Annotated in this window: 22 protein-coding genes; 12 read left to right on the forward strand and 10 right to left on the reverse strand. The window is 52.2% G+C overall.

Annotated elements, in window-relative coordinates; genetic code table 11:
• The 3 genes from E3E26_RS03860 to E3E26_RS03870 form a co-directional block, all read right to left on the reverse strand.
• The gene (locus tag E3E26_RS03860) at positions 1-1,014 is read right to left on the reverse strand and encodes an ATP-binding protein (protein ID WP_370520080.1); all 1,014 of its coding nucleotides are present in this window, start codon (positions 1,012-1,014) and stop codon (positions 1-3) included.
• Between the two features lie 81 nt (positions 1,015-1,095).
• Positions 1,096-3,045 carry an IGHMBP2 family helicase gene (locus E3E26_RS03865; protein WP_167899964.1) on the reverse strand — a complete coding sequence of 650 codons (1,950 nt, stop codon included), beginning with the start codon at positions 3,043-3,045 and terminating at the stop codon, positions 1,096-1,098.
• Between the two features lie 110 nt (positions 3,046-3,155).
• Complete coding sequence (locus tag E3E26_RS03870) at positions 3,156-3,440, reverse strand: hypothetical protein (protein ID WP_370520081.1); 285 nt, start codon at positions 3,438-3,440, stop codon at positions 3,156-3,158.
• Positions 3,441-3,878: 438 nt separating this feature from the next.
• Between E3E26_RS03870 and guaB the strand changes: the two genes are divergently transcribed.
• The 7 genes from guaB (at position 3,879) to nadC (ending at position 12,376) form a co-directional block, all read left to right on the forward strand.
• Complete coding sequence (gene guaB, locus E3E26_RS03875; protein WP_167899966.1) at positions 3,879-5,339, forward strand: IMP dehydrogenase; 1,461 nt, start codon at positions 3,879-3,881, stop codon at positions 5,337-5,339.
• A 79-nt stretch (positions 5,340-5,418) separates the two neighbouring features.
• Positions 5,419-6,819, forward strand: coding sequence for an L-aspartate oxidase (locus E3E26_RS03880; RefSeq protein WP_167899967.1), 1,401 nt, complete (start codon positions 5,419-5,421; stop codon positions 6,817-6,819).
• Positions 6,820-6,869: 50 nt separating this feature from the next.
• Positions 6,870-8,057, forward strand: a complete 1,188-nt coding sequence (locus E3E26_RS03885) for a TIGR00529 family membrane protein (protein ID WP_167900154.1) — start codon at positions 6,870-6,872, stop codon at positions 8,055-8,057.
• Between the two features lie 45 nt (positions 8,058-8,102).
• On the forward strand, positions 8,103-9,011 hold the full coding sequence (gene nadA / locus E3E26_RS03890; protein ID WP_167899968.1) for a quinolinate synthase NadA: 909 nt from the start codon (positions 8,103-8,105) through the stop codon (positions 9,009-9,011).
• A gap of 190 nt (positions 9,012-9,201) precedes the next feature.
• Positions 9,202-10,101, forward strand: coding sequence for a hypothetical protein (locus tag E3E26_RS03895; RefSeq protein WP_167899969.1), 900 nt, complete (start codon positions 9,202-9,204; stop codon positions 10,099-10,101).
• A gap of 4 nt (positions 10,102-10,105) precedes the next feature.
• Positions 10,106-11,467, forward strand: a complete 1,362-nt coding sequence (locus E3E26_RS03900; protein WP_167899970.1) for a hypothetical protein — start codon at positions 10,106-10,108, stop codon at positions 11,465-11,467.
• Positions 11,468-11,542: 75 nt separating this feature from the next.
• Positions 11,543-12,376 (forward strand): carboxylating nicotinate-nucleotide diphosphorylase, encoded by an 834-nt coding sequence (gene nadC, locus E3E26_RS03905; RefSeq protein WP_167899971.1) that lies wholly within the window; start codon positions 11,543-11,545, stop codon positions 12,374-12,376.
• 162 nt (positions 12,377-12,538) lie between these two features.
• Here nadC and E3E26_RS03910 read toward each other — a convergent pair whose 3' ends face one another.
• From E3E26_RS03910 to E3E26_RS03920, 3 genes are all read right to left on the reverse strand, one after another.
• Positions 12,539-12,826: a hypothetical protein gene (locus tag E3E26_RS03910; RefSeq protein ID WP_167899972.1), complete on the reverse strand. Its 288-nt coding sequence runs from the start codon at positions 12,824-12,826 to the stop codon at positions 12,539-12,541.
• A gap of 236 nt (positions 12,827-13,062) precedes the next feature.
• Positions 13,063-13,719, reverse strand: a complete 657-nt coding sequence (locus E3E26_RS03915) for a hypothetical protein (protein WP_167899973.1) — start codon at positions 13,717-13,719, stop codon at positions 13,063-13,065.
• Positions 13,720-13,776: 57 nt separating this feature from the next.
• Positions 13,777-14,781 carry a hypothetical protein gene (locus E3E26_RS03920; protein WP_167899974.1) on the reverse strand — a complete coding sequence of 335 codons (1,005 nt, stop codon included), beginning with the start codon at positions 14,779-14,781 and terminating at the stop codon, positions 13,777-13,779.
• Between the two features lie 250 nt (positions 14,782-15,031).
• Between E3E26_RS03920 and pdxS the strand changes: the two genes are divergently transcribed.
• Together pdxS and pdxT are read left to right on the forward strand one after the other, a co-directional pair.
• Complete coding sequence (gene pdxS / locus E3E26_RS03925; RefSeq protein ID WP_167899975.1) at positions 15,032-16,039, forward strand: pyridoxal 5'-phosphate synthase lyase subunit PdxS; 1,008 nt, start codon at positions 15,032-15,034, stop codon at positions 16,037-16,039.
• A 32-nt stretch (positions 16,040-16,071) separates the two neighbouring features.
• A complete protein-coding gene (gene pdxT / locus E3E26_RS03930; RefSeq protein ID WP_167899976.1) occupies positions 16,072-16,665 on the forward strand; it encodes a pyridoxal 5'-phosphate synthase glutaminase subunit PdxT in 594 nt (197 codons plus the stop codon).
• Between the two features lie 35 nt (positions 16,666-16,700).
• Here the strand turns inward: pdxT and purF are convergent, their stop codons facing one another.
• On the reverse strand, positions 16,701-18,032 hold the full coding sequence (gene purF / locus E3E26_RS03935) for an amidophosphoribosyltransferase (RefSeq protein ID WP_167899977.1): 1,332 nt from the start codon (positions 18,030-18,032) through the stop codon (positions 16,701-16,703).
• A gap of 161 nt (positions 18,033-18,193) precedes the next feature.
• On the opposite strand from purF, the gene purC reads away from it, so the two are divergent.
• Complete coding sequence (gene purC / locus E3E26_RS03940; RefSeq protein WP_304940784.1) at positions 18,194-18,889, forward strand: phosphoribosylaminoimidazolesuccinocarboxamide synthase; 696 nt, start codon at positions 18,194-18,196, stop codon at positions 18,887-18,889.
• On the opposite strand, the gene E3E26_RS03945 is transcribed toward purC, so the two are convergent.
• Both E3E26_RS03945 and purM read right to left on the reverse strand, forming a co-directional pair.
• On the reverse strand, positions 18,873-19,052 hold the full coding sequence (locus E3E26_RS03945) for a hypothetical protein (protein WP_167899385.1): 180 nt from the start codon (positions 19,050-19,052) through the stop codon (positions 18,873-18,875). The genes purC and E3E26_RS03945 overlap by 17 nt on opposite strands.
• Before the next feature lie 22 nt (positions 19,053-19,074).
• Complete coding sequence (purM, locus tag E3E26_RS03950) at positions 19,075-20,079, reverse strand: phosphoribosylformylglycinamidine cyclo-ligase (protein ID WP_167900155.1); 1,005 nt, start codon at positions 20,077-20,079, stop codon at positions 19,075-19,077.
• A gap of 118 nt (positions 20,080-20,197) precedes the next feature.
• Here purM and purT point away from each other — a divergent pair, with 118 nt between their 5' ends.
• The gene (gene purT, locus E3E26_RS03955; RefSeq protein ID WP_167899979.1) at positions 20,198-21,487 is read left to right on the forward strand and encodes a phosphoribosylglycinamide formyltransferase 2; all 1,290 of its coding nucleotides are present in this window, start codon (positions 20,198-20,200) and stop codon (positions 21,485-21,487) included.
• A gap of 133 nt (positions 21,488-21,620) precedes the next feature.
• Here purT and purE read toward each other — a convergent pair whose 3' ends face one another.
• Positions 21,621-22,052 carry a 5-(carboxyamino)imidazole ribonucleotide mutase gene (purE, locus tag E3E26_RS03960; RefSeq protein ID WP_167900156.1) on the reverse strand — a complete coding sequence of 144 codons (432 nt, stop codon included), beginning with the start codon at positions 22,050-22,052 and terminating at the stop codon, positions 21,621-21,623.
• Between the two features lie 106 nt (positions 22,053-22,158).
• Between purE and purD the strand changes: the two genes are divergently transcribed.
• Positions 22,159-23,475: a phosphoribosylamine--glycine ligase gene (gene purD, locus E3E26_RS03965; RefSeq protein ID WP_167900157.1), complete on the forward strand. Its 1,317-nt coding sequence runs from the start codon at positions 22,159-22,161 to the stop codon at positions 23,473-23,475.
• Positions 23,476-23,481 lie beyond the last annotated feature (6 nt).

Here is a 23,481-nt window from a genome sequence, read left to right on the forward strand (position 1 = left end):
TCACCTCAGTTCAATTAACTGGGCGGCTTTCCGATAGGAAGGCTCGGTAAACTGGTACACGGTTCTGTTTCCAATCCGGGATTTTGAGACGACGTAGAGGTCGTTTATCAGGGAATCTAGGAGCACATGGAGTGCCCTCTTTGAAATACCCGTTTTTTCAAGCTCACTCCACGTCGCTCCATATGCCAGGAGCTTTATAACCCTTGGGGCGTTGGAGGACCTTCCATCCAATAGATTTTCAAGCTCGCGTTTGGCCTCCATCACGGCACTTTCGCTAACCCTGTTGAGGGCCTTCACATGGTCATCTCCAAGACACCGCCGTAGGCCATAGGCACTCAACCAGCCGGGTAGCGTTCCAAGTTCCCACAGAACGTCTTCAAGCTCGTTTTCAGTTATCCCAACCCTGCATTCTGCGAGTCCTCTTTTGAGAAACTCCTCAGCAACGCTTCGTTTCCATGGATTCAACGTTATCTCAAGGGGCTGTCTTGCGTACAGCCCGTCAGAGTACGTTTGGGAAAAAAGCTTCCTTACAAGCCCTGCGTATGAACCTGAAAAGACAACTAAAAGCTCTGGGTTCTCATTGAATGCAACGGACAGAGCACTGAGGAACTGGGGCAGTCCTTCTCTAACTTTCTGAACCTCATCCAAAATAAGGACGGTTTTTCTTAGATTCCTGAGGGCTTCCTCAAGCGCTCCCGATGCAGAAGCCTTAGGTTTTAATCTGATTCCAACACCTCCAACCTGGACAGAAGCAAGGTAGCTTCTGAGTCTTTTAATCACTCCCTGAGGCAGATTGCGAAGTATTCTCTCCGTGGCTTCCCTTAGTGTTGTTGAGTTTCTCAAATCGATATACACTGTAGAATAACCATGCATTCTGGCAAACTCCTTGGATGACGCTACGGCCAGGCTGGTCTTTCCTGCCATCCTCGGTCCAAGAACCGCGACCCAGCTGTTGGACTCAAGTGCTCTGATCAACCTGTTTACCTCGATATCTCTTCCAAATAACTCACTCACGTTTTCCCTTGGACGTGGAGAGAACCAATGCATGCCAACCCCCGAAACATGTTTCGGGGGTATTGCCTTAAAAAGATATCCTCAAATCGGGATGAAGATCCCATTTCCCCTCACAAACTCGATGAACCTTTTGTAAGTTGGGTGAACGCTTAAAGTCTCGGAATCCCCAACCACTACCAGCTTCCTCTTCGCCCTCGTCAGCGAGACGTTTAATCTTCTCAAATCAGTTAGGAAGCCTAGCTCGCCCTTTTTATTCGAGCGGACGAATGAGAGGATGATAACTTCCTTTTCCCGGCCCTGGTAGCCATCAACTGTTTTGACCTCGACTTCTTCTGACAAAAGCGAGCTTATTAAGTCCCGCTGGTCGTCGTAGGGCGTTATGACCCCAATCCATTCGGGCCTAACGCCCATCCCCATGAGCCTCTCAACGATTTTCTTAACCAGCGCCGATTCGAGCCTGTTCTCTCTCGACTGGGATCCCTTCCTCTGCCTCTCCCACTTCTCCGGGTGTTTGGATGTGTCCACAAAAACGAGCGGTTCACTTGGGTCTAAAATCGAGTCCCAGGGCTCCCCAAACCCTGGCCTTCTCACCTTCAAATCGGCCAGCGTTATGTTCCTCACGCTCTCATCGGCCCTTATCCTTCCGCCGTAGAACTCCCTGCTCGGAAACTCCATGAGCCTCTCGTTCATCCTGTACTGGACTTCGAGCATCTGGGCCTTGGCTGGATACCTCTCTATCAGGCCCTCAAAGAGCGTCCTGCTCAGCTCCTTTGCCTCTTCGCTCAGAATCGTCGGCGGCAGCTGCTTGTGGTCGCCGGCTAAGACAAAGCGCTTCGCCCTGTTTATCGGAATTAGAACGCTCGGAATCGTTGCCTGGGAGGCCTCATCTATCACCGCGACGTCGAATTCCACCCCATCTAAAAACTCGAGGGCGGCCGAGGAGTTGGTGGCCAGCACGACCTGGGCGTTCTCGATTATCTCCCTGACTATACCCTCCTCTATCTTCTTTGCCTCGTCGTAGAGGAGCTGGACTTTTCGGTTTATCCTGATCCACTCGGCCATCTCCTTTATCTTCCTCGCCGGAATCCCGCGTGTTCCGATGCCCTTTTCGGCGAGCCTTAGGATTTCCCTATCCGTCAGCCCGCGCCTCCACTGGGGGGTCGGCTTGGTGAGTCCGTCCCTCATCATAGCCAGCCTCTCTGCCCTGTTCCTGAACTCCCTCACGCGTCTGTAGCGCGGGTGGTTCTCGACCTTGTATGCCAATGTGGTCTCCTTGAGGTGCTTCGAGACCCTCGACGGATGCCCGAGCCTTACAAGCTCAACCCCAGAAAGCCTCTCGACGAGGTTGTCCACTGCAACGTTGCTCTCAGCCGTGGCGAGGACCTTGTTTCCTCTCTCCACCTCCTGCCTGATAAGCTCGACGAGGGTTCTTGTCTTTCCAGTCCCGAAGGGGCCGTGAATGAGGAAGAAATCGCCGCTTCCGAGAGCCAGGCTTACTGCCTTCCTCTGACTCTCGTTTAGGTTCCTGTCAAAAGGCTCGAACTTGAGGGACCTGCTTTCTTCCGGCTCTCCAAGTCCGAGGAGAAACTCTAGGGCCCTTTTTCCACTCTTGCCCAGCTTTTCGAGGTTCTCCAGCTGGCGCCTGAAGGTAATGTCGTTGGCGTAGAGGTCTATCCTGACGTTTCTCAGCGCCCAAGAGGGAACGCTCTCCAGGGCAACCACAAGAAACCTCTTTCCCTTTTCGGTGACCGTCCCCACCAGGTCGCTCCGGAGCGGGTCGTTCCTGCTTATCACGACCAAATCGCCGACGCTTATCTCGGTCTTTATCTCTCTCTCACGGCCGTATTTGACCAGCTTGTAGCCGAACTCCTCACCTATTATCTTCCCGTTCAGCCCGAGAATCGCCCGTCCAGCCTTTTCCCTCTCCCTCCCGCTGAGCCTGCGCATCTCCTCACGCATGGCATCTATCTCTGCTTCCCTCTCAAGCTCCACGAGCTCCCTGAGGTGGTTGATGAATCTCAGAAGGTTCATGCCCAACACCGCTAAAATTTGAGGGGTGGTCAGCCCATGCGAGTTTCCTCACCGCTCGGACGAAACTTCCCTCATCATCCCAAGAAGAGTAGAGAAAGGGGGTTAAAAAGCTAAGCCTTCTCAAAGGAAATCACTGCGATGATGTCTCTTTGGAAGGATTTTAGCGCTTTCATGTGCCGCTCTTCTATCCTGCCGCAGCAGGCGACGCGGTTGTAGAATATCTCCAGCTCCCTGAGTAGATCCGCGAGCTCCCTCTTGGTGCTTTCACTGTACCCGTTGTTCAAAAGCTTGCCCCTCAGAAACGGCATCACTTCCGACGGCCTTCCGAGAGCCGCCCAGAAAAGGCCTTCCTTCAGTATTTCACCCAAAATCTCCTCAAAACTAAAGCTCCTCACCTTCAAAATCCTTTCCTTAGCGATGGGTTTGGTACTCCCCCCTCATCGTGGAATCACCAAAGGGAAGGATGTTTGGAAGTATTTTGGCTTTTCGGCGGAAGTCTTGATGTGATGACAAAATGTTGGGAAAAAGGGCATAAATTTCGGACGGACTGCCATTTATTCCTGCTCTCTTTGTCACATCATCAGGACGATGACGCCGAGCGTGAGCAGTATCGGTGCCGCGTAGGAGAGGATTATCGCGAGCTTTCTCACTTCAATCACCGTGCCCAAACGTACACATTTGCTTATAAAGTTTACGTTTGTAAAGTTATTAAATGTGAAGCCACCGGTTCGAAGCTGTACATTGAAACCGCGGCCGAGTTCGATCCCCGATGTGGAAACCCTTAAAAACTCCTGCCAGGTTCATGTTAAAAAGGAGGGGGAGGTTCGCGAATTATGGGGAAATTTGAACAAAAACTTGTCAATGCAATTAAGGGCTACACCTTCGACGACGTTCTTCTGGTTCCGCAGGCAACCGAGGTCGAGCCGAAGGACGTTGACGTCTCGACACAGATAACGCCGAGGATTAGGCTCAACATCCCGATTCTCAGCGCGGCTATGGACACCGTCACCGAGTGGGAGATGGCGGTAGCGATGGCTAGGGAGGGCGGCCTTGGAGTGATCCACAGGAACATGAGCATCGAGGAGCAGGTCGAGATGGTAAAAAAGGTCAAGCGCGCCGAGCGCTTCATCGTCGAGGACGTCATAACGATTGGACCCGAGGAGACCTTGGATTACGCGCTCTTCCTGATGGAGAGGAACGACATTGACGGCCTTCCGGTGGTCGGGGAGGATGGGAGGATCATCGGAATCATCACCAAGAAGGACATAGCTGCGAAGGAAGGCAGGCTCGTGAGGGAGGTAATGACCAGGGACGTCATAACGGTTCCGGAGGACATCGACGTCGAGGAGGCCCTCAACCTTATGGTCGAGAACAGGATTGCCCGCCTCCCCGTGGTCGATGGGGACGGTAAGCTGGTCGGAATAATCACAGTGAGCGACCTCATGATGAGGAAGAAGTACAGGAACGCGGTAAGAGATGAAAACGGTGACCTGCTGGTTGCCGCCGCGGTTGGCCCATTCGACTTAAAGAGGGCCAAGGCCCTTGACGAGGCCGGGGTTGATGTTATAGTCATCGACACGGCTCATGCCCACAACCTCAAGGCGATAAAGGCTATGAAGGAGATAAGGAACGCCGTTGATGCCGATTTAATCGTCGGAAACACCGCCAACCCGAAGGCCGTCGATGACCTAACCTTCGCCGATGCCGTCAAGGTCGGGATAGGGCCAGGAAGCATATGCACCACGCGCGTTGTCGCTGGCGTCGGCGTTCCGCAGATTACCGCCATAGCCATGGTGGCTGACAGGGCCCAGGAGTACGGTATTCACGTCATCGCCGACGGAGGCATACGCTACTCTGGAGACATCGTCAAGGCAATAGCCGCTGGAGCCGACGCTGTTATGCTCGGTTCGCTCTTGGCTGGAACCAAGGAGGCCCCTGGAAAGGAGGTCGTCATAAACGGCAGGAAATACAAGCAGTACCGTGGCATGGGATCGCTTGGAGCCATGATGAAGGGCGGGGCTGAGAGGTACTACCAGAAGGGCCACATGAAGACGCGCAAGTTCGTCCCCGAAGGAGTCGAGGGGGTCGTCCCCTACAAGGGAAGCGTGAGCGATGTTCTCTACCAGCTCGTCGGTGGCCTGCGCTCGGGAATGGGCTACGTCGGGGCGAGGAACATCGAGGAGCTCAAAGAGAGGGGCGAGTTCGTGATAATAACCCAGGCTGGCGTTAAGGAGAGCCATCCGCACGACATCTTCATCACCAACGAGGCTCCAAACTATCCAGTCGGGAAGTGAGCTTTTCTTCCTTTGTTCTTCTATGCTTGATTCCAAAAACCGTTATAAACCCCCTTTTTGAGCCCCATTGGGGGAGAGCATGACCAAGATTGGAATCGTCGGCGACGGCGCAGCTGGTTTAACGGCCGCCATAGCCCTGGCGAAGAGAGGTTTTGACGTCACGGTCATAGGTGAGGGGTTCAAAAACACCAACTCCTACCTTGCTCAGGCTGGGATAGCCTTCTCGATTCTTGAGGGAGATTCATCTAGGGCTCACTTCCTCGACACGGTTAAGGCGGGCAAGTACCTTAACGACGAAGAGGTCGTCTGGAACGTCGTGACAAAATCCTCTGAGGCTTACGATTTTCTAACCTCGCTCGGCCTTGAGTTCGAGGCCAACGAGACGGAGGGGGGACACTCCTTCCACAGGGTCTTCACGATAAGGAACGAGACAGGAAAGCACCTGATAAAGCTCCTCCACATGGCCGCAAGAGAGCATGGGGTGAACTTCGTCGAAGGCCTTGCCGAAGAGCTCGCCGTTAGAGATGGTATAGCCTACGGCGTCTTTCTCGATGGGGAGCTGATGAAGTTCGACGCTACCATTCTGGCCACGGGCGGCTTCGCTTCGCTGTTCAAGTACACCGCCGGCTCGCCCCTCAACCTCGGGACACTGATAGGCGATGCCGTCATAAAAGGTGCTCCCGCAAGGGACCTGGAGTTCGTCCAGTTCCATCCCACCGGCTTCATCGGGAAGGAGGGCGTCAAGCTCGTGAGCGAAGCCGTCAGGGGGGCCGGGGCCAGGCTCGTGACGGATGACGGCGAGCGCTTCGTGAACGAGCTTTCCACGAGGGACATTGTGGCGAGGGCCATATACCACCAGATGCAGGCTGGAAAGAGGGTCTATCTCGATGCAACTGGCATAGAGGACTTCAAACGTAAGTTCCCCCAGATATACGCCTTCCTCATCAAGGAGGGCATAGACCCCTCCAAGGATCTTATTCCAGTCTTTCCAATAGCCCACTACACTATCGGCGGAGTAGCGGTCGACCTGTGGTATCGTACGGGCATTAAGAACCTCTATGCGATAGGCGAGGCTATGAGCAACGGCTTCCACGGGGCGAACAGGCTGGCGAGCAACTCCCTGCTTGAGTGCATCGTGAGCGGACTTGAAGTTGCCAGAACCATAGCGAGAGATAGGCCGAGGCTTGGCGAGGTTCCAGAGGTTCCCTACACCTTCGACTCCCTCGGGGACGTTGAAGCCCTCAGGGAAATACTGTGGGAGCACGCTGGTATAGTGAGGACTGCCGAGGGCCTGGGGGCTGGCCTGGAAAAGCTTAACGAGATCGATGCTGATGCGAGGCTTAAGCTGCTCGCGAGGGGTGTTCTTGAGTGTGCTTTGGCAAGGGAGGAGAGCAGGGGGAGCCACTACCGCGAGGACTTTCCCGTCATGAGGAAGGAGTTTGAGAGGCCGAGCTTCTTCGACGGGAGGTGCAGGCTCTGAGCCCAAACATTTAAATTCTCATCGAATCATTATCATACCCGGTGAAACGGGTGGAGCTCCTCTACCTCATAGCCTCATTCGCAGTCATCATCGCCCTCATCTGGCTTAAAATCAACATTGGTGTCTCGATATTCGTCGGCTCACTTGTTCTGGCCTTTCTGTTCGGCATGAGTCCCTCCGATGCGGTTATGGCCCTCTACCACTCTGCCGCCTCCTGGGAGACCATCAGGCTCGTACTTATCATCGCCTTCATCATGGGGATGACCTCGGTGTTCTCACAGATCGGCTATCTGAAGGATATGGAGGCCGCCGCGGGCAATCTCTTCCCTAAGGCCAAGTACTCACTGGCAATGCTCCCGGCGCTTATAGGTCTTATGCCCATGCCCGCTGGCGCCCTCGTTTCGGCCCCCATGATAGACCCCGTCGCGGACAGGCTTGAGCTGAAGCCAGAGGATAAGACACTGGTCAACTACTGGTTCAGGCACATATGGGAGCACTCCTGGCCGATGTACCAGGCCATAGTAATCGCCTCCGCCATCGTCGGGATTTCCATAAGGGAGATAAGCACCAAGATGTTCCCCCTGACGGTTCTTATGGCTATCATCGGCTACCTGATGCTGATTCGGCCCCTTCCGGATGACGGGAGTGGCGAGGGCGACTTCAGAACCGGCCTAAAGCTCCTCCTGAAGAGCACATACCCTATACTGGTTATCATACTCGTTTCAATCGTTCTGGGCATCGACATGGTCTACGGTGCTTTTCTCGGCTTCCTCTCGGCTCTCATTCCCAACCTGAAGAGGGTGAGCCTGAAAGAGGTCATTGCTCATGCCCTCCAGCCCAAGATAGTCTTCCTCCTCGTTTCGGTCATGTACTTCAAATACGTCCTTGAGGTTACGGGGGCCGTGGAGGCCCTCCCAAAGGCCATGCTGGCCATGAACCTCCCGGTAATCCTTGTCCTCATGGTGACGCCCTTCGTTGTCGGCCTGATGACGGGCATAAGCTTCGCCTACGTCGGCATGACCTTTCCGCTGTTGCTCCCCTTCTTCACGAGCTTTGACAGGGTCGCCCTTGCCTATCTAAGCGGCTATATGGGGATGCTCTTCAGTCCCGTCCATCTCTGCTTCGTTTTCTCGGCCGAGTACTACGGGGCCGAGCTCCGGAGGGTCTATTTGAGGCTGCTGGTTCCCGCTCTGGTCCTCTTCCTGCTCGGGCTTCTTTACATCGCCGTTGTGCTTTAGAACAAGCTTTTATACCTCTGGGCATAGCATTCTCTAGGTGAGAGCATGAAAATGGAGGAGCTCGTTAGGGAGATTGAACGCCTCAAAGAGGAGAGAAACGCTATAATCATGGCCCACAACTATCAGTTGCCCGAGATTCAGGACATAGCTGACTTCCTCGGCGACAGCCTCGAGCTCGCGAGGAAAGCTGTTAACGTTGATGCGGACGTCATAGTTTTTGCGGGCGTCGACTTTATGGCTGAAACTGCCAAAATTCTCAATCCAGAGAAGACCGTTCTGTTGCCAACGAGGAGGGCAACCTGCGCGATGGCCAACATGCTCAAAGTCGAGCACATCCTCAAGGCCAAGGAGCAGTATCCGGACGCGCCGGTGGTTCTCTACGTAAACACCACCGCCGAGACCAAGGCCTACGCCGACGTTACGGTTACCTCTGCCAACGCCCTCAAAATAGTCGAGAAGCTCGACTCGGACGTCATAATCTTCGGCCCGGACAAGAACCTCGCGAGCTATGTGGCAAAGATGACCGGCAAGAAGGTCATCCCCGTTCCTGAGTACGGCCACTGCTACGTGCACAGGCAGTTCACCCTTGAGGATGTCGAGCGCGCGAGAAAGCTCTACCCCAACGCCAAGCTGATGGTTCACCCGGAATGCGAGCCAGAGGTACAGGAGAGGGCCGACATCATAGTCTCCACGGGCGGAATGATAAGGCGCGCCCCCGAGCACGACGAGTGGGTGGTCTTCACGGAGAGGGAGATGGTTTACCGCCTTCAGAAGCTCTATCCGGACATCAAGTTCCACCCGGCTAAAGAAGACGCCATCTGCATCGGCATGAAGGCGATAACGCTCAACCACATCTACGAGTCGCTCAGGGACATGAAGTACGAGGTTACGGTACCTGAGGAGATAGCCGAGAGGGCAAGAAGGGCGATAGAGAGGATGCTGGAGATGAGCTGAGCTTTTTGATTGGTTCTTTATTTTTAAATCCCTTTTGAACGTTGATTCCTGTAAGAACTTTTTGATGCTCTTTTGTATGTTTGTTCCTGGCGGGAATCTGTAAAACATACGTGTCCGGAGATACTTTTTGACAGAAAAGCTTATATACAACTGATAGAAGTTTTCAATGATAATTTGGTAGGTGATTTAAATGACGACTTGGGGACTGTGGTATTATAGGTGGGATAGGTCAGAGTACGTGAGGATAAGCGACTGGAACGACCAGAAGTTTGACTACATAGTTGTCACTGATGGAGGCTACAACGGGACTGAAGGAAAAACTGCCAAGTACTCCGGACCAGGTTACGATGATGGCTACAACGATGCTGGGGAGTTAATAGACATGATAGAGAACCAGTGGTTGCATAACAGAAACTACATCGTTGAGATACCTTATTTCTACGTCCCTCCCGAAGGTGGTAAAAAGGCACGTCCCCTGGACTACTGGCTTGGCTGGATCGATGGTGCCGCCAGCAGGGGGAGCTCACGGCTGAGGGGCTTCTACTGGTCGCTTGAGAACATAAGGTACATTCAGGCTGGAAAGCTGAGCAGGTACACGATAGAAACCATCTGGGGCAGGATAATGGAAAACAAGAGAGAATATGGAGTGGATTACCAGTTTATCTGGATACCGAGCTTGAGGAGTCTCTTTGTGAGCAGAGACTTCTCCTCGGAGCAAGATATTTTAGAGGCAGTAACTTATGAAACGGACGTTCCCAACATAGCGAACTATTTCAACGATGTTTTCATTCAACCTGGCTACTACTTTATGAACATGGACAATATACTTATTAATGGAGGGATACCTTACACATACTCTCTTTTCGTTGACATCCTAAAGACGATACACGAATACATGCCTTCAAACGTCTCCATCGAGATGGAGGCCGATGGAACTGTTAGGGTTAATGACGACGCTGAAAATTATGCCTGTGATTACGTACGCGCCCAGATAGATGCGCTGGGTTATCTGTGGTCAGACAGGGCATACTACTTCGACAAAAGTGAAATCACCTTTGAGCACATGAAAAACGCCTGCCCAGGATGGTGAGTTAATGCGAAAGTACATTCTACTGATTTTTCTGCTGCATCTTTTTCTTTCCCATTATGTTTTAGCCGATTCTCCAGAAATTACAGGAATAATCCATTACCATGACGGTTTTCTAGTCCTGACTCAAGGATCAGCAAACAACACTACTCAGCTCTGGTTCTTCGAACCGGGGAAGGGTTTTAAGCTCCTGAACGCTACTTTCCCAAACCTAACCTTCGTCCATTCAAACGGGGAAAGAGTTCTTCTCTACCGAAACCTCTCAAACCCTTACTTCCCGGACTTCCAGCTTTACACCTACGATGGTAAACTTCACTTCTTGGGGAACTTTACGGGGATAGATGACTTGTACGATGCGAGTGCAATCTACTGGAACGGGGAATTTTACTTTTTCTTTGAGATAGAAGGGACGTTTAAGGTTGGGCTGTACCACTGGTACGCGATAGTCAATAATTCGATTTACAGCTTAATTAAACCGAGCGACATTGATAAGGAGTATTCCTTTGCATGCACCTGGCTTGACGACTCCTGCTATCTGGGAGACATCCAGAGCGTTCCACACGGTTATCTGGTGGTGTACACACCGTTTTCCAGTTACTGGGGAGAGCCGCAACTTGTTAAACTCAATGGCTCCGAGTTGGTAATCAAGAATTTGACGGAGGATGGCCTGTCCAGTGACTGGGTGCTTCCAAATCTAGATGGACATTACGAAGGTTTCCTATGCTTCAACGGCACCCACTTCGCTACCATAATGCATAATGCAAACCAGCTTCTCTTTAACAATAGCACGGTCTGGACTCGCTATTTTGAAATAATCAACCTAAATGGCAGTTACAGACTTATACCCCTCGGTTCTATTCCGCGAGAGAGCAACCTGTCCCTCACCTTTGCAGGGACTTACAATGGTAAGTGGATCATTCGCAAGGATTACTGGTGGAAACCGGAGAAAGGGCAAATTCCCAAGTGGCACCGTAAGGTTCTTGAGTACATCCTTATCTCATCCAAGGGAATTGAGGAGGTTGAAAACGCGACCGATATAACTCCAGTATGCAGGAAGAATCGGCCCCAGGTTGTTTTTATTGGAAGACGTCCAGTTAAGGGCACCCTTAAGTTCAACGGCAGTGAAGTCACGGTAAACGGAAGTGTTCTGTACCACAAGGGCAACGCCTTTAAGTTGCCCTTTAAACCAAAAATAGCGGACTGTGGCAACGGCTGTCTGCTGTCTGATGGGAGGAGACTGGCCTACTTCGATGGGAATGGCGTCCGTATCGTTGAGTTCCCAGGAGAGCGTTCCTTAGAAAGGAGTTATCTCGCCGCACTGGGAATTGCGGTTATCGTGCTTCTTTTGGCGTGGAGATTAAGGAAATAAAATGAGTTTCGTTTTTGGCTTCCCACGGAAAACGAAATAAAGCCCGCAGTGGAATCCCCTCAGAGGTGAGACGAAATGATTTCCCTTTCATACCTGCTCAGATTCCTTGAGGAAGATGCCCCCTTTGGCGACGTCACGAGTGAGGCGGTTATTCCGAAGGAGTTGAATGCAAAGGCCGTAATCATCGCGAAGCAGGAAGGAATAATAGCGGGCGTTGAAGAGGCCAAAGCCCTGTTCGAGTACTTTGGGGTTAAAGTTGAGGTCAGGAAGAGGGACGGCGAGGCCGTGAAGAGGGGCGACGTCCTCCTTGAGCTCGTCGGAAACGCCCGCTCAATCCTCCTCGTCGAGAGAACCGCGCTGAACATAATGGGCAGGATGAGCGGCATAGCGACCGAAGTCAGGAAGCTGGTCGAGAAGGTGAGGGCGGTAAACCCGAAGGTTCGGATTGCCGGAACGAGAAAAACCCTCCTCAAGCCGATAGACAAGAGGGCGATACTCATAGGTGGCGGTGAGCCCCACCGCTTTTCCCTCAGCGATGCCGTACTCATAAAGGACAACCACCTGGCTCTTGTCCCCCTGGAAGAAGCCATAAGGCGCGCCAAGGCCTTCAGTGTTTACAAAGTCGTCGAGGTTGAGGTCGAGACCCTCGAGGATGCCCTCAAAGCGGCCAGGGCAGGTGCCGACGTTGTGATGCTCGACAACATGAAGCCTGAGGAAATAGCCGAGGTTTTGGAAGCCCTCAAGCGAGAAGGGCTCAGGGAGAGAGTTAAAATTGAAGTCAGCGGCGGGATAACACCCGAGAACATAACCGATTACGCCAAGCTTGACATCGACGTCATAAGCCTGGGCTACCTGACGCACTCTGTGAAGAACTTTGATGTCAGCCTCGATATTGTTGGGAGGCTGTGAGTTTTATCTGTTTCTTGGAGATTTCTGTGCATTTTTCTTTTGGGTTCCCTTTCTGTATCTCTCGCCGGCCAAGGCAGAGGAGTCAGTGGGACGCCGAGAAAGAAAGTGGAAATAGTCAGGGTGCCGCCCGAACTGTTGGAGCTCATAATCATAATTCCACACTTATTCTCTCCCCAGTGCACCTGCATACCTGCTGTTTCGTATAAGCTCCTTCACCCGTTCAAGGGCGGTTAAGTATGCATCTTCTGTGGCATCTTTTAAGTACTCCTCAAGGAACCCTACGGCGGCTTTAACGTACTCCTCAACCCCTATCTTCTCCCGACCAACGAACTGCCTCTCCTCAAAGGATTTAATAACTACATAATCGCCCTCCTTCCTGAATACTACTACGAAAATTGGTTCGTAAGTGCCAAAACTTACCCTAAGCTCTCCGTTCTTGCAGTTCCTCATTATTGCGCTCTTTTCGTCCTCTCAAAATTTCTCAAGCGCGTAGGGAATTTCCCTGCATGACTTGACCGCGTAAGTTACAGAAGCAAAGAGCGCGCTCAATGCTTGTACAATGTAGCAAGCGGCCTACACAATCCTCTTCTCGTTGACTTCTATGATAAGCCAGGCTCCAAATCCATCGGATTCCTTCAGCTTTTCAAGACTTGGCTTAACACAAAATTTAATGCCCATCACTATCCTCACTCTTCGCTCAATTCTTTCAGGTTTTTAAGGAGTTCTTTGTAGTCATTAATTATCTTTAGGTACCCTTTAATCCCGTTCTCCTCAAATATGCGAGTGCAGGATTCCAACTCTTGGATGGCCTTGTCAGTGACGTTTATTGCAACCTTCACAAACTCTTTAACCGGTACCCTACAGACCTTCCTGTAATCCACACTTACGAGATAGATATACTCATCCTCCCTGAATCCGTAGATGACTAAAGTTGGATCATAACTTCCAAGAAAGGATCTCAAGAACAGGTCTGATGCCAATTTGTTAAATTTGTTTTTCAATAGTCCTCTGAGAATTCTGACTTCATTGTCAAGCCAGTTCGGGAGCTCTTTAGGGATCTTAAAGCTCCATCCGTAGGACCTTACGTTCTTGGGAACTTCCCCAGTTATAGCATAAAATGCAAAGCGGAGAAGCTCATAGAGGAATTCATTGAAGTTAACGGTCGCATTAAAGATCTTCTCACCTTGGCAGTAGATAGAAACATCGTACTCGCTGAGAGCCATCTCTATTATTGATTCGTTTGAATATTCATATTCTCTTCCTTCCGTTGTTGCCTTTTCCGCCATCTTTTCTAATGGTCCAAAGGGTTCGTTAAGTGTGAACGTGATTTTGAATTCCCCCATTTGTACCACCCTTATGGTTATGTAATAAAAATTAAAAAATGGTTTCTTAGATACTATTCAGTCCCAATCTATTGGATGTGCTGTCACTATCCTGTAGAGATTATTGGACACTTTCCTAATAACCACCCTTAGCTTGTTCTTGGCGCCAAGCCCGTAGTAATACTTTTCAAGGACTACTTCATTTGGTGGATTGCTTCTGTCACAGTTTATTTCACCAGTTTCAATTGTCTCTTTGAGCATTTGGAGGAGCATATCTGCGGTTAAGTACTTGAATTTTGACTTGTATTTCCATTTTTCTTCTAAGATGTGTCGCTCAATTATGTGCTTTGCTCCCATACTGTCAATAATGACATCCCCTTCTGGGAAGTAGCCACCACAGCTGTATCTCCCCTTAAAGTGTGCCCTGAAGCTCTTGTACTTTCTGTCAAATTCCTCGGCAAGTTTCTTCGCGTCATTTGCGTCCCATCCGTTAAGCCAGGCCCTCGCGAGTAGTTGTCCAAATTCTTTTGGACTGAAGAGGTCGCTGACTTGGTCAAGCTCGCTGGTTTTGACTTCCACTATCTTTCTTGAGCCATCATAGATTACAATACTTTCAACTTTAGGTAGTGGAATGATCCAGATTTTCTTTAGGTTGTACTTAACGTCTGGATCCTTCATGTAATGGCCTGCAGTCGTCAGGAAACCATCACCAAACTCCGAGGTTTGTTTAATGCCTATGGCCTTCAGCACATACTTGCCAGGTGAACCCCCGTATTTCTCAATGACCCTGTAAAGTCCAATGGCAGCTATTGTAGCTAAGCTTACGGTTATGGCTAACAGTTCAGTACTGCCCACTACTATACTTATACCAACACCAATAGCTGGTAGGAACTGCGGCTGGACTTCATCTCCTGGCTTCCTCTCAGGATTGAATTCTGACGGGAGTTCTACGGTGCTGTTCGAGGTAGTGTTCACTAACTCTGCCGTGGCGCTTGCACTGCTGACTGTCATTCCAAGAAAGAGTACAACTAGGATAAGGGCAACAATCCTACGCCATTCCATTGTATCACCAGTGTTGAGCACACGATTGCAGTTTTTAAACTTTTCTTAGTAATAAAGGAGTTATGTCTTGGCAAACATCGTTGAGTAGTAAGCTAGGGACAGAAAAATATTTGCTGGATTTTTAATCCAATCCGAACAACCCTGTACAATATTCTCCGGCTGTTAAGTCTTTAAACTGCTTCCCTGGTCATTTCTGCTCCCACACCGCAATCCTTATATTCAAGTTTTTTCTTGAGATTATTGCAAGTTAAAGCTTGAAAAGGTGATACCGATGGGAAGGCTCCACGTTATTGAGGCTAAGGGCACGGAAAGGCTGAAGCGCGGCTTCGCCAAGATGGTCAAGGGCGGCGTAATTATGGACGTCACCAACGCCGAGCAGGCGAGGATTGCGGAAGAGGCCGGTGCAGTTTCTGTCATGGCCCTTCACAAAGTTCCGGCCGACATTAGGAAGGCAGGTGGAGTTGCAAGGATGGCTCCGATAGAGAAGATCCAGGAAATAATGGACGCGGTGACGATTCCTGTCATGGCCAAGGTCAGGATAGGCCACGTCGCCGAGGCTAGAGTTCTTGAGGCGCTCGGTGTAGACATGATAGACGAGAGCGAAGTATTAACTCCAGCGGACCCGTTCTTCCACATAGACAAGAGGGAGTTCAACGTTCCCTTCGTCTGTGGAGCGAGGAATCTCGGGGAGGCCGTCAGGAGGATATGGGAAGGCTCCGCCATGATAAGAACCAAGGGTGAGGCCGGAACCGGCAACATCGTCGAGGCAGTCAGACACGTTAGGCTCGTCGCCGACAACATAAGGCTCATCCAGCGCATGACGGACGAGCAGGTTTATGCCGTGGCTGAAAAGTTCGCCGAGCCGTACCTCAGGCTGGCCAGGCAGATAAGGGAAATAAGCGGCCTGCCGGGGCAGGTCCTTGAGAACGAGCCCGTTTACGGCCACTACACCTACCGCGAGATAGTTGACGGCCTCTACAAGATTCTCCTGGAAATAAAGAAGCTCGGAAGGCTGCCCGTGGTTAACTTCGCCGCCGGAGGAGTTGCCACTCCAGCTGACGCTGCCCTGATGATGCAGATGGGCATGGACGGCGTCTTCGTGGGCAGCGGCATCTTCAAGAGCTCCAATCCGGAAAAGATGGCCAGGGCAATAGTTGAGGCCGTTAACCACTGGGACGAGCCGGACGTTATAGCCGAGATAAGCAAAGAGATCGGCGAGCCCATGAAGGGCTTGGAGATTGAGGAGCTCGAGGTCCGCCTCGAGGAGAGGGGCGTCTGAGCTTTTCTTTCTCTATTTCTGGGGGTGAGAAGGTGCTCAAAGTCGGAGTTATTGGTGTTCAGGGGGCGGTTAGCGAGCACATCGAGGCGGCGAAGAGGGCCTTCGAGAGGCTCGGCGTCGAGGGGGAGGCATTCTGGCTGAGGAGGCCCGAGCAATTGAATGCCATTGACGTGATAATCCTGCCGGGCGGAGAGAGCACGACCATATCTCGGCTGATGCAGAAGAACGGTCTCTTTGAGCCGGTTAAGAAGCTCGGTGAGGAAGGGCTTCCAATAATGGGCACCTGTGCCGGTTTAATCCTCCTCGCAAAGGAGGTCGAGGGAGCCGTTGAGGGGCAGCGCTTTCTGGAGCTCCTCGACGTCAGGGTTAACAGAAACGCCTACGGCAGGCAGGTGGACAGTTTCGAAGCCCCGTTAAAGCTGTCCTTCAGCGATGAACCGTTCCCGGGTGTCTTCATCCGCGCGCCGAGGATAGTCAAGCTTCTGGGCGATAAGGTCAAGCCCATAGCCTGGCACGGCGATGAGGTCGTTGGCGTAGAGCAGGGGAACATCATTGGCTTAGCGTTCCATCCTGAGTTAACCGAAGACGCGAGGCTGCATGAGTACTTCCTCAGGAAGGCTCTTTGACTTTACAAATTTTCATGTATTCAGAATAAGGAGGCTCAGAAGCGGAAAGCCCACTCTGGATACTCGCCGGTGAGGCAGGCGGTGCAGAGCCCCCTCTTCCCCACTGCCTTTTTCAACCCCTCGACGCTTAGATACGCCAGACTATCAGCTCCAATGGCTTTCATGACCTTCTCGATGCCGCCGAAGGCCGCTATGAGCTCGTGCCTGGTGGGGATGTCTATTCCCATGTAGCAGGGATACCTTATCGGTGGCGAAGCGATCCTCACGTGCACCTCCTTCGCGCCGGCCTTTTTGAGCATTGCAACGATCCTCTTCATCGTCGTGCCCCTGACTATTGAATCGTCCACGAGGACGACTTTTCTGCCCTCGACGATTTCCTTAACTGGCGAGAGCTTGAGCTTGACCTTCAGCTCGCGGTAGAACTGCCCCGGGGTTATGAACGTCCTTCCGATGTAGCGGTTCTTTATGAGCCCCTCAGAGTATGGGATGCCGCTTTCCTGGGAAAAGCCCAGAGCGGCTGCCCTTCCGGAGTCGGGAACCGCTATGACGACGTCTCCATCGGCAGGGCTTTCCTTTGCAAGTTCATGGCCCATTCTGACCCTCGCCGAGTAAACGCTAACACCCTCAATCGTGCTGTCCGGCCGGGCGAAGTATATGTACTCAAAGACGCAGTGGTGGTGGCTCTCCTCCACTAGAACTTTGCTCTCAACCGAATCATCCACGAAGAAGACCTCGCCGGGCTTTACGTCCCTTATCTCATCAACAAAGAGACTCAGCGCGGAATCTTCGGAGGCGAAGTAGTGGCCGTCTCCGGTTCCGTAGCTCAGCGGGCGAAATCCTACAGGGTCCCTCGCGACGATTATCTTCCCGTCGAAAAGGAAGGCAACGGAATACGCGCCTTTGACCTCGTTGAAAACTTCTCCCATCGCCTCGAACTCGTCCCTGGTTTCCTTGAGGTGCCAGAGGAAGGAAACGCCAAGGAGCTCGGAATCGACGGAGTGGCTGAACCTAACACCAAGTCTCTCGTAGTGCCTCCTCAGGGGAAGAAAATTCGTGAGGGTGCCGTTGTGAGCCAAAGCAAGCCTCTTCCCGCAGCAGGAGACCTCGAGCGGCTGGGTCTCGTTCAGCGAGCCGGAGGTGGAGTAGCGGACATGGGCTACGGCAAGGTTGGACTTCAGCTTTGCCAGCCCCTTTCCCTTGAACACCTCGGAGACAAGGCCTTGGCCGGCCACCGTTTTAATTCTGTGCTTCCAGATGCTTATTCCTGCACTCTCCTGGCCGCGGTGCTGCAGAGCGATGAGTGCGTAGTATGCCTTCGTCGGGGCGTTTTCAGTCTTCGCTGCAAAGATCCCGCACTTCTCCCTCATGGCGTACCCTCACACTGATTGACGTGAAAGTGATAATTATGATGGATTTTTGACGGTCTTTTTTAGCGTTTTATGTTTAAAAGCTTTGCCCATGTTTTGCCATATTAATGGCAAAATAACGCTTAAATATTCACAAAATTTACATAAATATGGTGAAGTCTATGCATGTTTATGAAGGTAAGGCCAAGAAGATAATCCCGCTCGACGACGGAAAGGTTATTATGGAGTTCAAGGACGATGCAACGGCCTTTGACGGCAAGAAGAAGGCCCAGTTCAACGGAAAAGGCTGGCTTAATGCTCAGATAAGCGCGGCTCTTTTCAGGGTTCTTGAGGAGAGGGGTGTTAAGACCCACTTCATAGGTGTTGCAGGTGACAACAGGCTCATTGTTGAAAAGCTCGATATGTATCCGCTCGAGGTTGTGGTCAGGAACGTCGTTGCTGGAAGCCTGAAAAAGCGCCTTCCGCTGGAGGAAGGAACCGAGCTTCCGGAGCCGGTAATCGAGCTTTACTACAAGGACGACAGCAAAGGAGACCCGATGATAAACCACTACCATGCCAAAATTCTCGGAATAAGTGAGGGGGAAATTAGAGAGATGGAGCGCATAGCTCTGAAGGTTAACGAAATCCTGAGGGAGTACTTCGCCGAGAGGGAAATAATCCTCGTCGACTTCAAGCTCGAGTTCGGAAAGAACGGCAGAGGCGAGATAGTCCTTGGGGATGAGATAAGCCCTGACACCTGCCGCTTATGGGACGCCGAAACGAGGAAGAGCCTCGATAAGGACGTTTTCCGCTTCGACAAGGGCAACCTGATAAACGCCTATGAGGAGCTCTACAGAAGGCTCACCGGGGAGGCTTGAAGTCAGACTCGTAGGTTATGAAAACTGTGTAGCAGCCCTTCTCGTCTTCCGCTATTTCTATTCTCCTCAGTCTCGGGCCATACTCCCTAACGGCATCATCTACGACCTTCGGAAGTTCCTCGAGGAAGGCCTTTCTCTTGACGGTCATTTCCATTGGATTCACAGAGAAAAATTGGAAAGAGTGTTTAAAGCCTTATTCCGTAGTTCTCCACGACTATTCCCGGCTCCTTTGTAACCATTCCGAGCTCAAAGCTTTCGTAGTGTTTGCTGAGAATTTCGAGGGCCTCCTCCTTCCCCTCTTGGGGGACTATGACAGCGAAGCCCACTCCCATGTTGAAGACCCTGAACATCTCCTCCAGCAGAACGCCGTTCTCGTAGATCAGCTTGAATATGCCCTCGATGGGCGGCATCTCCAGCCTGAAACCGTGGTTCGTCAGGCGATTGAGGTTGAGCAGGCCGCCGCCGGTGATGTGTGCCAGCCCGTGAACCTCAACGCTCTTCAAAAGCTCAAGCACGGGCTTCACGTAAATCCTCGTGGGCTCAAGGAGAAGCTCCCAGAGCTTTCTGCCCTCGTACTCGTAGTCGAGGCCGTACTTCGGGATGAGGAGCTTTCTGGCAAGGGTTAGGCCGTTTGAATGTATCCCTGAGCTGGAAACTCCAATGACCACGTCTCCGGGCTTTATCTTCTCGCCCGTTATTACTCCGTCTTTCTCGACGACACCGATGGCGGTTCCGGCTAAATCGAAGCCGTTTATCAAGTCAGGCATTACAGCCGTTTCGCCGCCCACTATGGCTATTCCCGCTTGCTTTGCCCCCTCATAGAGGCCCTTCGCTATCTCGCTGAAGACTCCCTCGTCCGGCTCCTTAACGGCAAGGTAATCGACCAAGGCAACGGGCTCTGCACCGACGCAGAGCAAATCGTTCACGTTCATGGCTATCATGTCTATTCCTATGGTGTCGAACTTTCCAACGTCCTCAGCAACGAGCACCTTTGTGCCAACTCCGTCCGTGGTCATGGCGAGGTAAAAGCTTCCGAAGTCCATCAAGGCTGCGTAGTGGCCGAGATCTTCGGCCGGCTCACCGATTTTACCCTTCCTGAACTCGAAGGTCTTCTTTGCGAGTGAGATTATTCCCTTCAGGGCCTTTGAGGTCTTTTCGTCATCAACTCCTGCTTGGGCATAGGTCAGCATGAGCATCACCACTGGCTGGTTCGCGGAAGAGCTTAAAAAATTTGCCATTTTTTTGCTTAAAAAGGCTTAAATACTTGCAAATTTTAACATTTTAACGTCAAACCTTGAGGTGATTTTCATGGTGAAGCTTAGGGATGAGCTTGGAACCGCCATGACGGATTCTGCCCAGAAGATACTTCTCCTCGGTAGCGGCGAGCTCGGGAAGGAGATAGCTATAGAGGCCCAGCGCCTGGGCGTTGAGGTCATAGCCGTTGACCGCTACGCCAACGCCCCTGCTATGCAGGTTGCTCACCGCTCTTATGTGGGCAACATGAAGGACAAGGACTTCTTGTGGAGTGTCGTGGAGAGGGAGAAGCCTGACGCAATAATCCCCGAGATTGAAGCCATAAACTTGGATGCGCTCTTTGAGATTGAAAATGAAGGCTATTTTGTTGTCCCAAACGCCAAAGCAACGTGGATAGCCATGCACCGTGAGAGGACAAGGGAGACTTTAGCGAAGGAAGCTAAGGTTCCAACCTCGTGCTATGCCTACGCGACAACGCTCGATGAGCTCTACGAGGCCTGCGAGAAGATAGGCTACCCCTGCCACACCAAGGCCATAATGAGTTCTTCTGGAAAAGGCTCCTACTTCGTTAAGGGCCCCGAAGACGTTCCGAAGGCCTGGGAGGAGGCCAAGAAGAAAGCCCGCGGTAGTTCGGACAAGATAATCGTTGAAGAACACATTGACTTCGACGTCGAGATAACCGAGCTGGCTGTGAGGCACTTTGACGAGAACGGTGAAATAGTTACCACCTTCCCCAAACCGGTTGGCCACTACCAGATCGACGGTGACTACCACGCCAGCTGGCAGCCGGCGGAGATAAGCGAGAAGGCCGAGCGCGAGGTTTACAGGATAGCCAAGCGCATCACAGATGTCCTCGGCGGCCTCGGCCTCTTCGGCGTTGAGATGTTTGTCAAGGGCGATAAAGTCTGGGCCAACGAGGTCTCCCCGAGGCCCCACGACACAGGTATGGTAACGCTCGCCTCCCATCCGTCCGGCTTCTCGGAGTTCGGCCTCCACCTGAGGGCAGTTCTTGGCCTCCCGATACCGGGCGAATGGGTCGATGGGTACAGACTCTTCCCGATGCTTACTCCAGCCGCAACCCACGTCATCAAGGCCAACGTCTCGGGGTTCTCCCCGCGCTTTAGAGGGCTGACTAAGGCGTTAAGTGTGCCCAACACAACTATAAGGCTCTTTGGAAAGCCCGGGGCTTACCCTGGAAGGCGCCTGGGTATTGCCTTGGCCTGGGGCAGGGATGTTCAGGAAGCGAAGAAGAGGGCTGAGAGGGTCGCCCACATGGTGGAACTGAGAACCAGGAGCGCCGACTGGCACTCCCAGGACTACGAGAGGAGGAAGCACCTCCTATGATTAACATTTTGTTACAGTTCGACGGAAGAAGCAAAGATTTAAAAGGATTTTGATGTTCCATAGAGTAAGCTAAAATAAGCGAAAACTTGCTAAAATAATGTGGGGTGAAATAAGCCCGCTCTAAACTGCGGGCCTACGCCCGCATCTTCTCCCTGTACTCTTTCAGCTTCCTTCTCAAGTCTTCGTCTTTCAGTGCCAGAATCTCAATCGCGAGCAGAGCAGCGTTCTTGCCGTTGTCTATGCCAACGGTGGCGACGGGAACGCCCGGTGGGAGCTGGGCGATGCTGAGCAGTGCATCGAGGCCGCCCAGTTTGGCCGAAACGGGGACACCTATGACCGGCTTAACCGTGTGGGCGGCTATGACGCCCGGCAGGGCCGCACTCAGGCCTGCTATCGCTATGAAAACATCATAGTCCTTCTTTGCCAACTCCTCGACCTTTTTTGGGTTCCTGTGGGCTGAAGCAACCTCGAGATCGTATTCAACGCCGAACTCCTCTAGGACCGCGGTAACTTTCTCTGCTATATGCAAGTCGCTCCTGCTGCCCATAACAACGAGCACCTTCATGGTCTTCACCGGAGTTCGTTCGTCGTTGACCTTTATAAATTTTGCCGTTTTTGTGTAAAAACAAAGCTTAAAAACTGAAGTTTTTGACAAGTTTATGGTGAATATCATGAAGGTTCTGCTTGTTGGTGGCGGCGGTAGGGAGAACGCCATAGGTGAGGCTCTTGTAATGGCCGGGGCCGAGCTCTACGTTGTCTCAAAGCATGTTAATCCCGGACTTAAGAGGCTTGCGAAGGAGTACAGCCTGGCGAAGGAGACCGACGTTCCCAAGGTTCTCGAGTATGCAGAGAGGTGGGGAGTCGAGCTCGCTTTCATCGGTCCCGAGGCCCCTCTCGAAGCCGGTATCGTGGATGTTCTGGAGGAAAACGGCATCCCAACTGTTGGGCCGAGTAAGGAGGCTGCCAAGCTCGAAACCAACAAGGCCTTTGCCCGTGCGCTGATGGAGAAGCACAAAATCCCTGGAAGGAAGCTCTTCAGGGTCTTTGAGGACGTTGCCGAGATGAAATCCTGGATAGACGACTTCGGGAGGCCGGTCGTTGTTAAACCCCTCGGCCTTACCGGCGGCAAGGGAGTTAAGGTCGTCGGCTACCAGCTAGAGGACAACGACGAGGCCAAGGTCTACGCTGAGGAGCTTATCAGAAAGGACGGCAAAGTCCTCATCGAGGAGAGGACCGATGGAGTGGAGTTCACCTTCCAGGTCTTCACGGACGAGAAGAGGGTTCTTCCAATGCCCCTTGCCCAGGATTATCCGCACGCCTACGAGAACGACGAAGGTCCCATAACCGGAGGAATGGGGAGCTACTCCTGTGCGAATCATCTGCTCCCCTTTGTAACAAAGGAAGACTATGAGAAGGCTTTGGAGACGCTCAGGGCGACGGTTAAGGCGATGAGAAAAGAGGGAATCCCCTACAAAGGCATTCTCTACGGCCAGTTCATGCTGGGCAAGGATGGTCCTGTTATAATCGAGTACAACGCCCGCTTCGGAGATCCTGAGGCGATGAACGTCCTCCCGCTTCTGGAGACAAGCCTCCTTGAAATAGCGGAGGGAATCGTCGACGGGAGCTTAAAGAAAGCCGAGTTCGAGAGGAAGGCCACCGTCGTGAAGTACCTCGCGCCCGAGGGATACCCAACGCACCCGGTTAAGGGTGTCAGGATAGAACTCAATGAGAAGGCCATAGTCGAGACGGGAGCGAAGCTCTACTACGCCTCAATTGACGAGAACCTCACTTTACTCGGCTCACGTGCCTTGGCGGTGGTTGGTGTAGCAGATACGCTTGAGGAAGCCGAGAGGATAGCCTCGGAAGGAATCTCCCACGTTAAGGGTGAGCTGTTCTGCAGGAAGGACGTTGGAACGAGAGAGAGCATCGAGAAGAGGATCAGGCTGATGAGGGAGTTCGGTAAAGATTTCGAGCCTTTGGCCTGCTGAGGTGGT

Origin of the sequence: Thermococcus sp. LS1, from assembly GCF_012027395.1 — an archaeon.
Classification (GTDB): domain Archaea; phylum Methanobacteriota_B; class Thermococci; order Thermococcales; family Thermococcaceae; genus Thermococcus.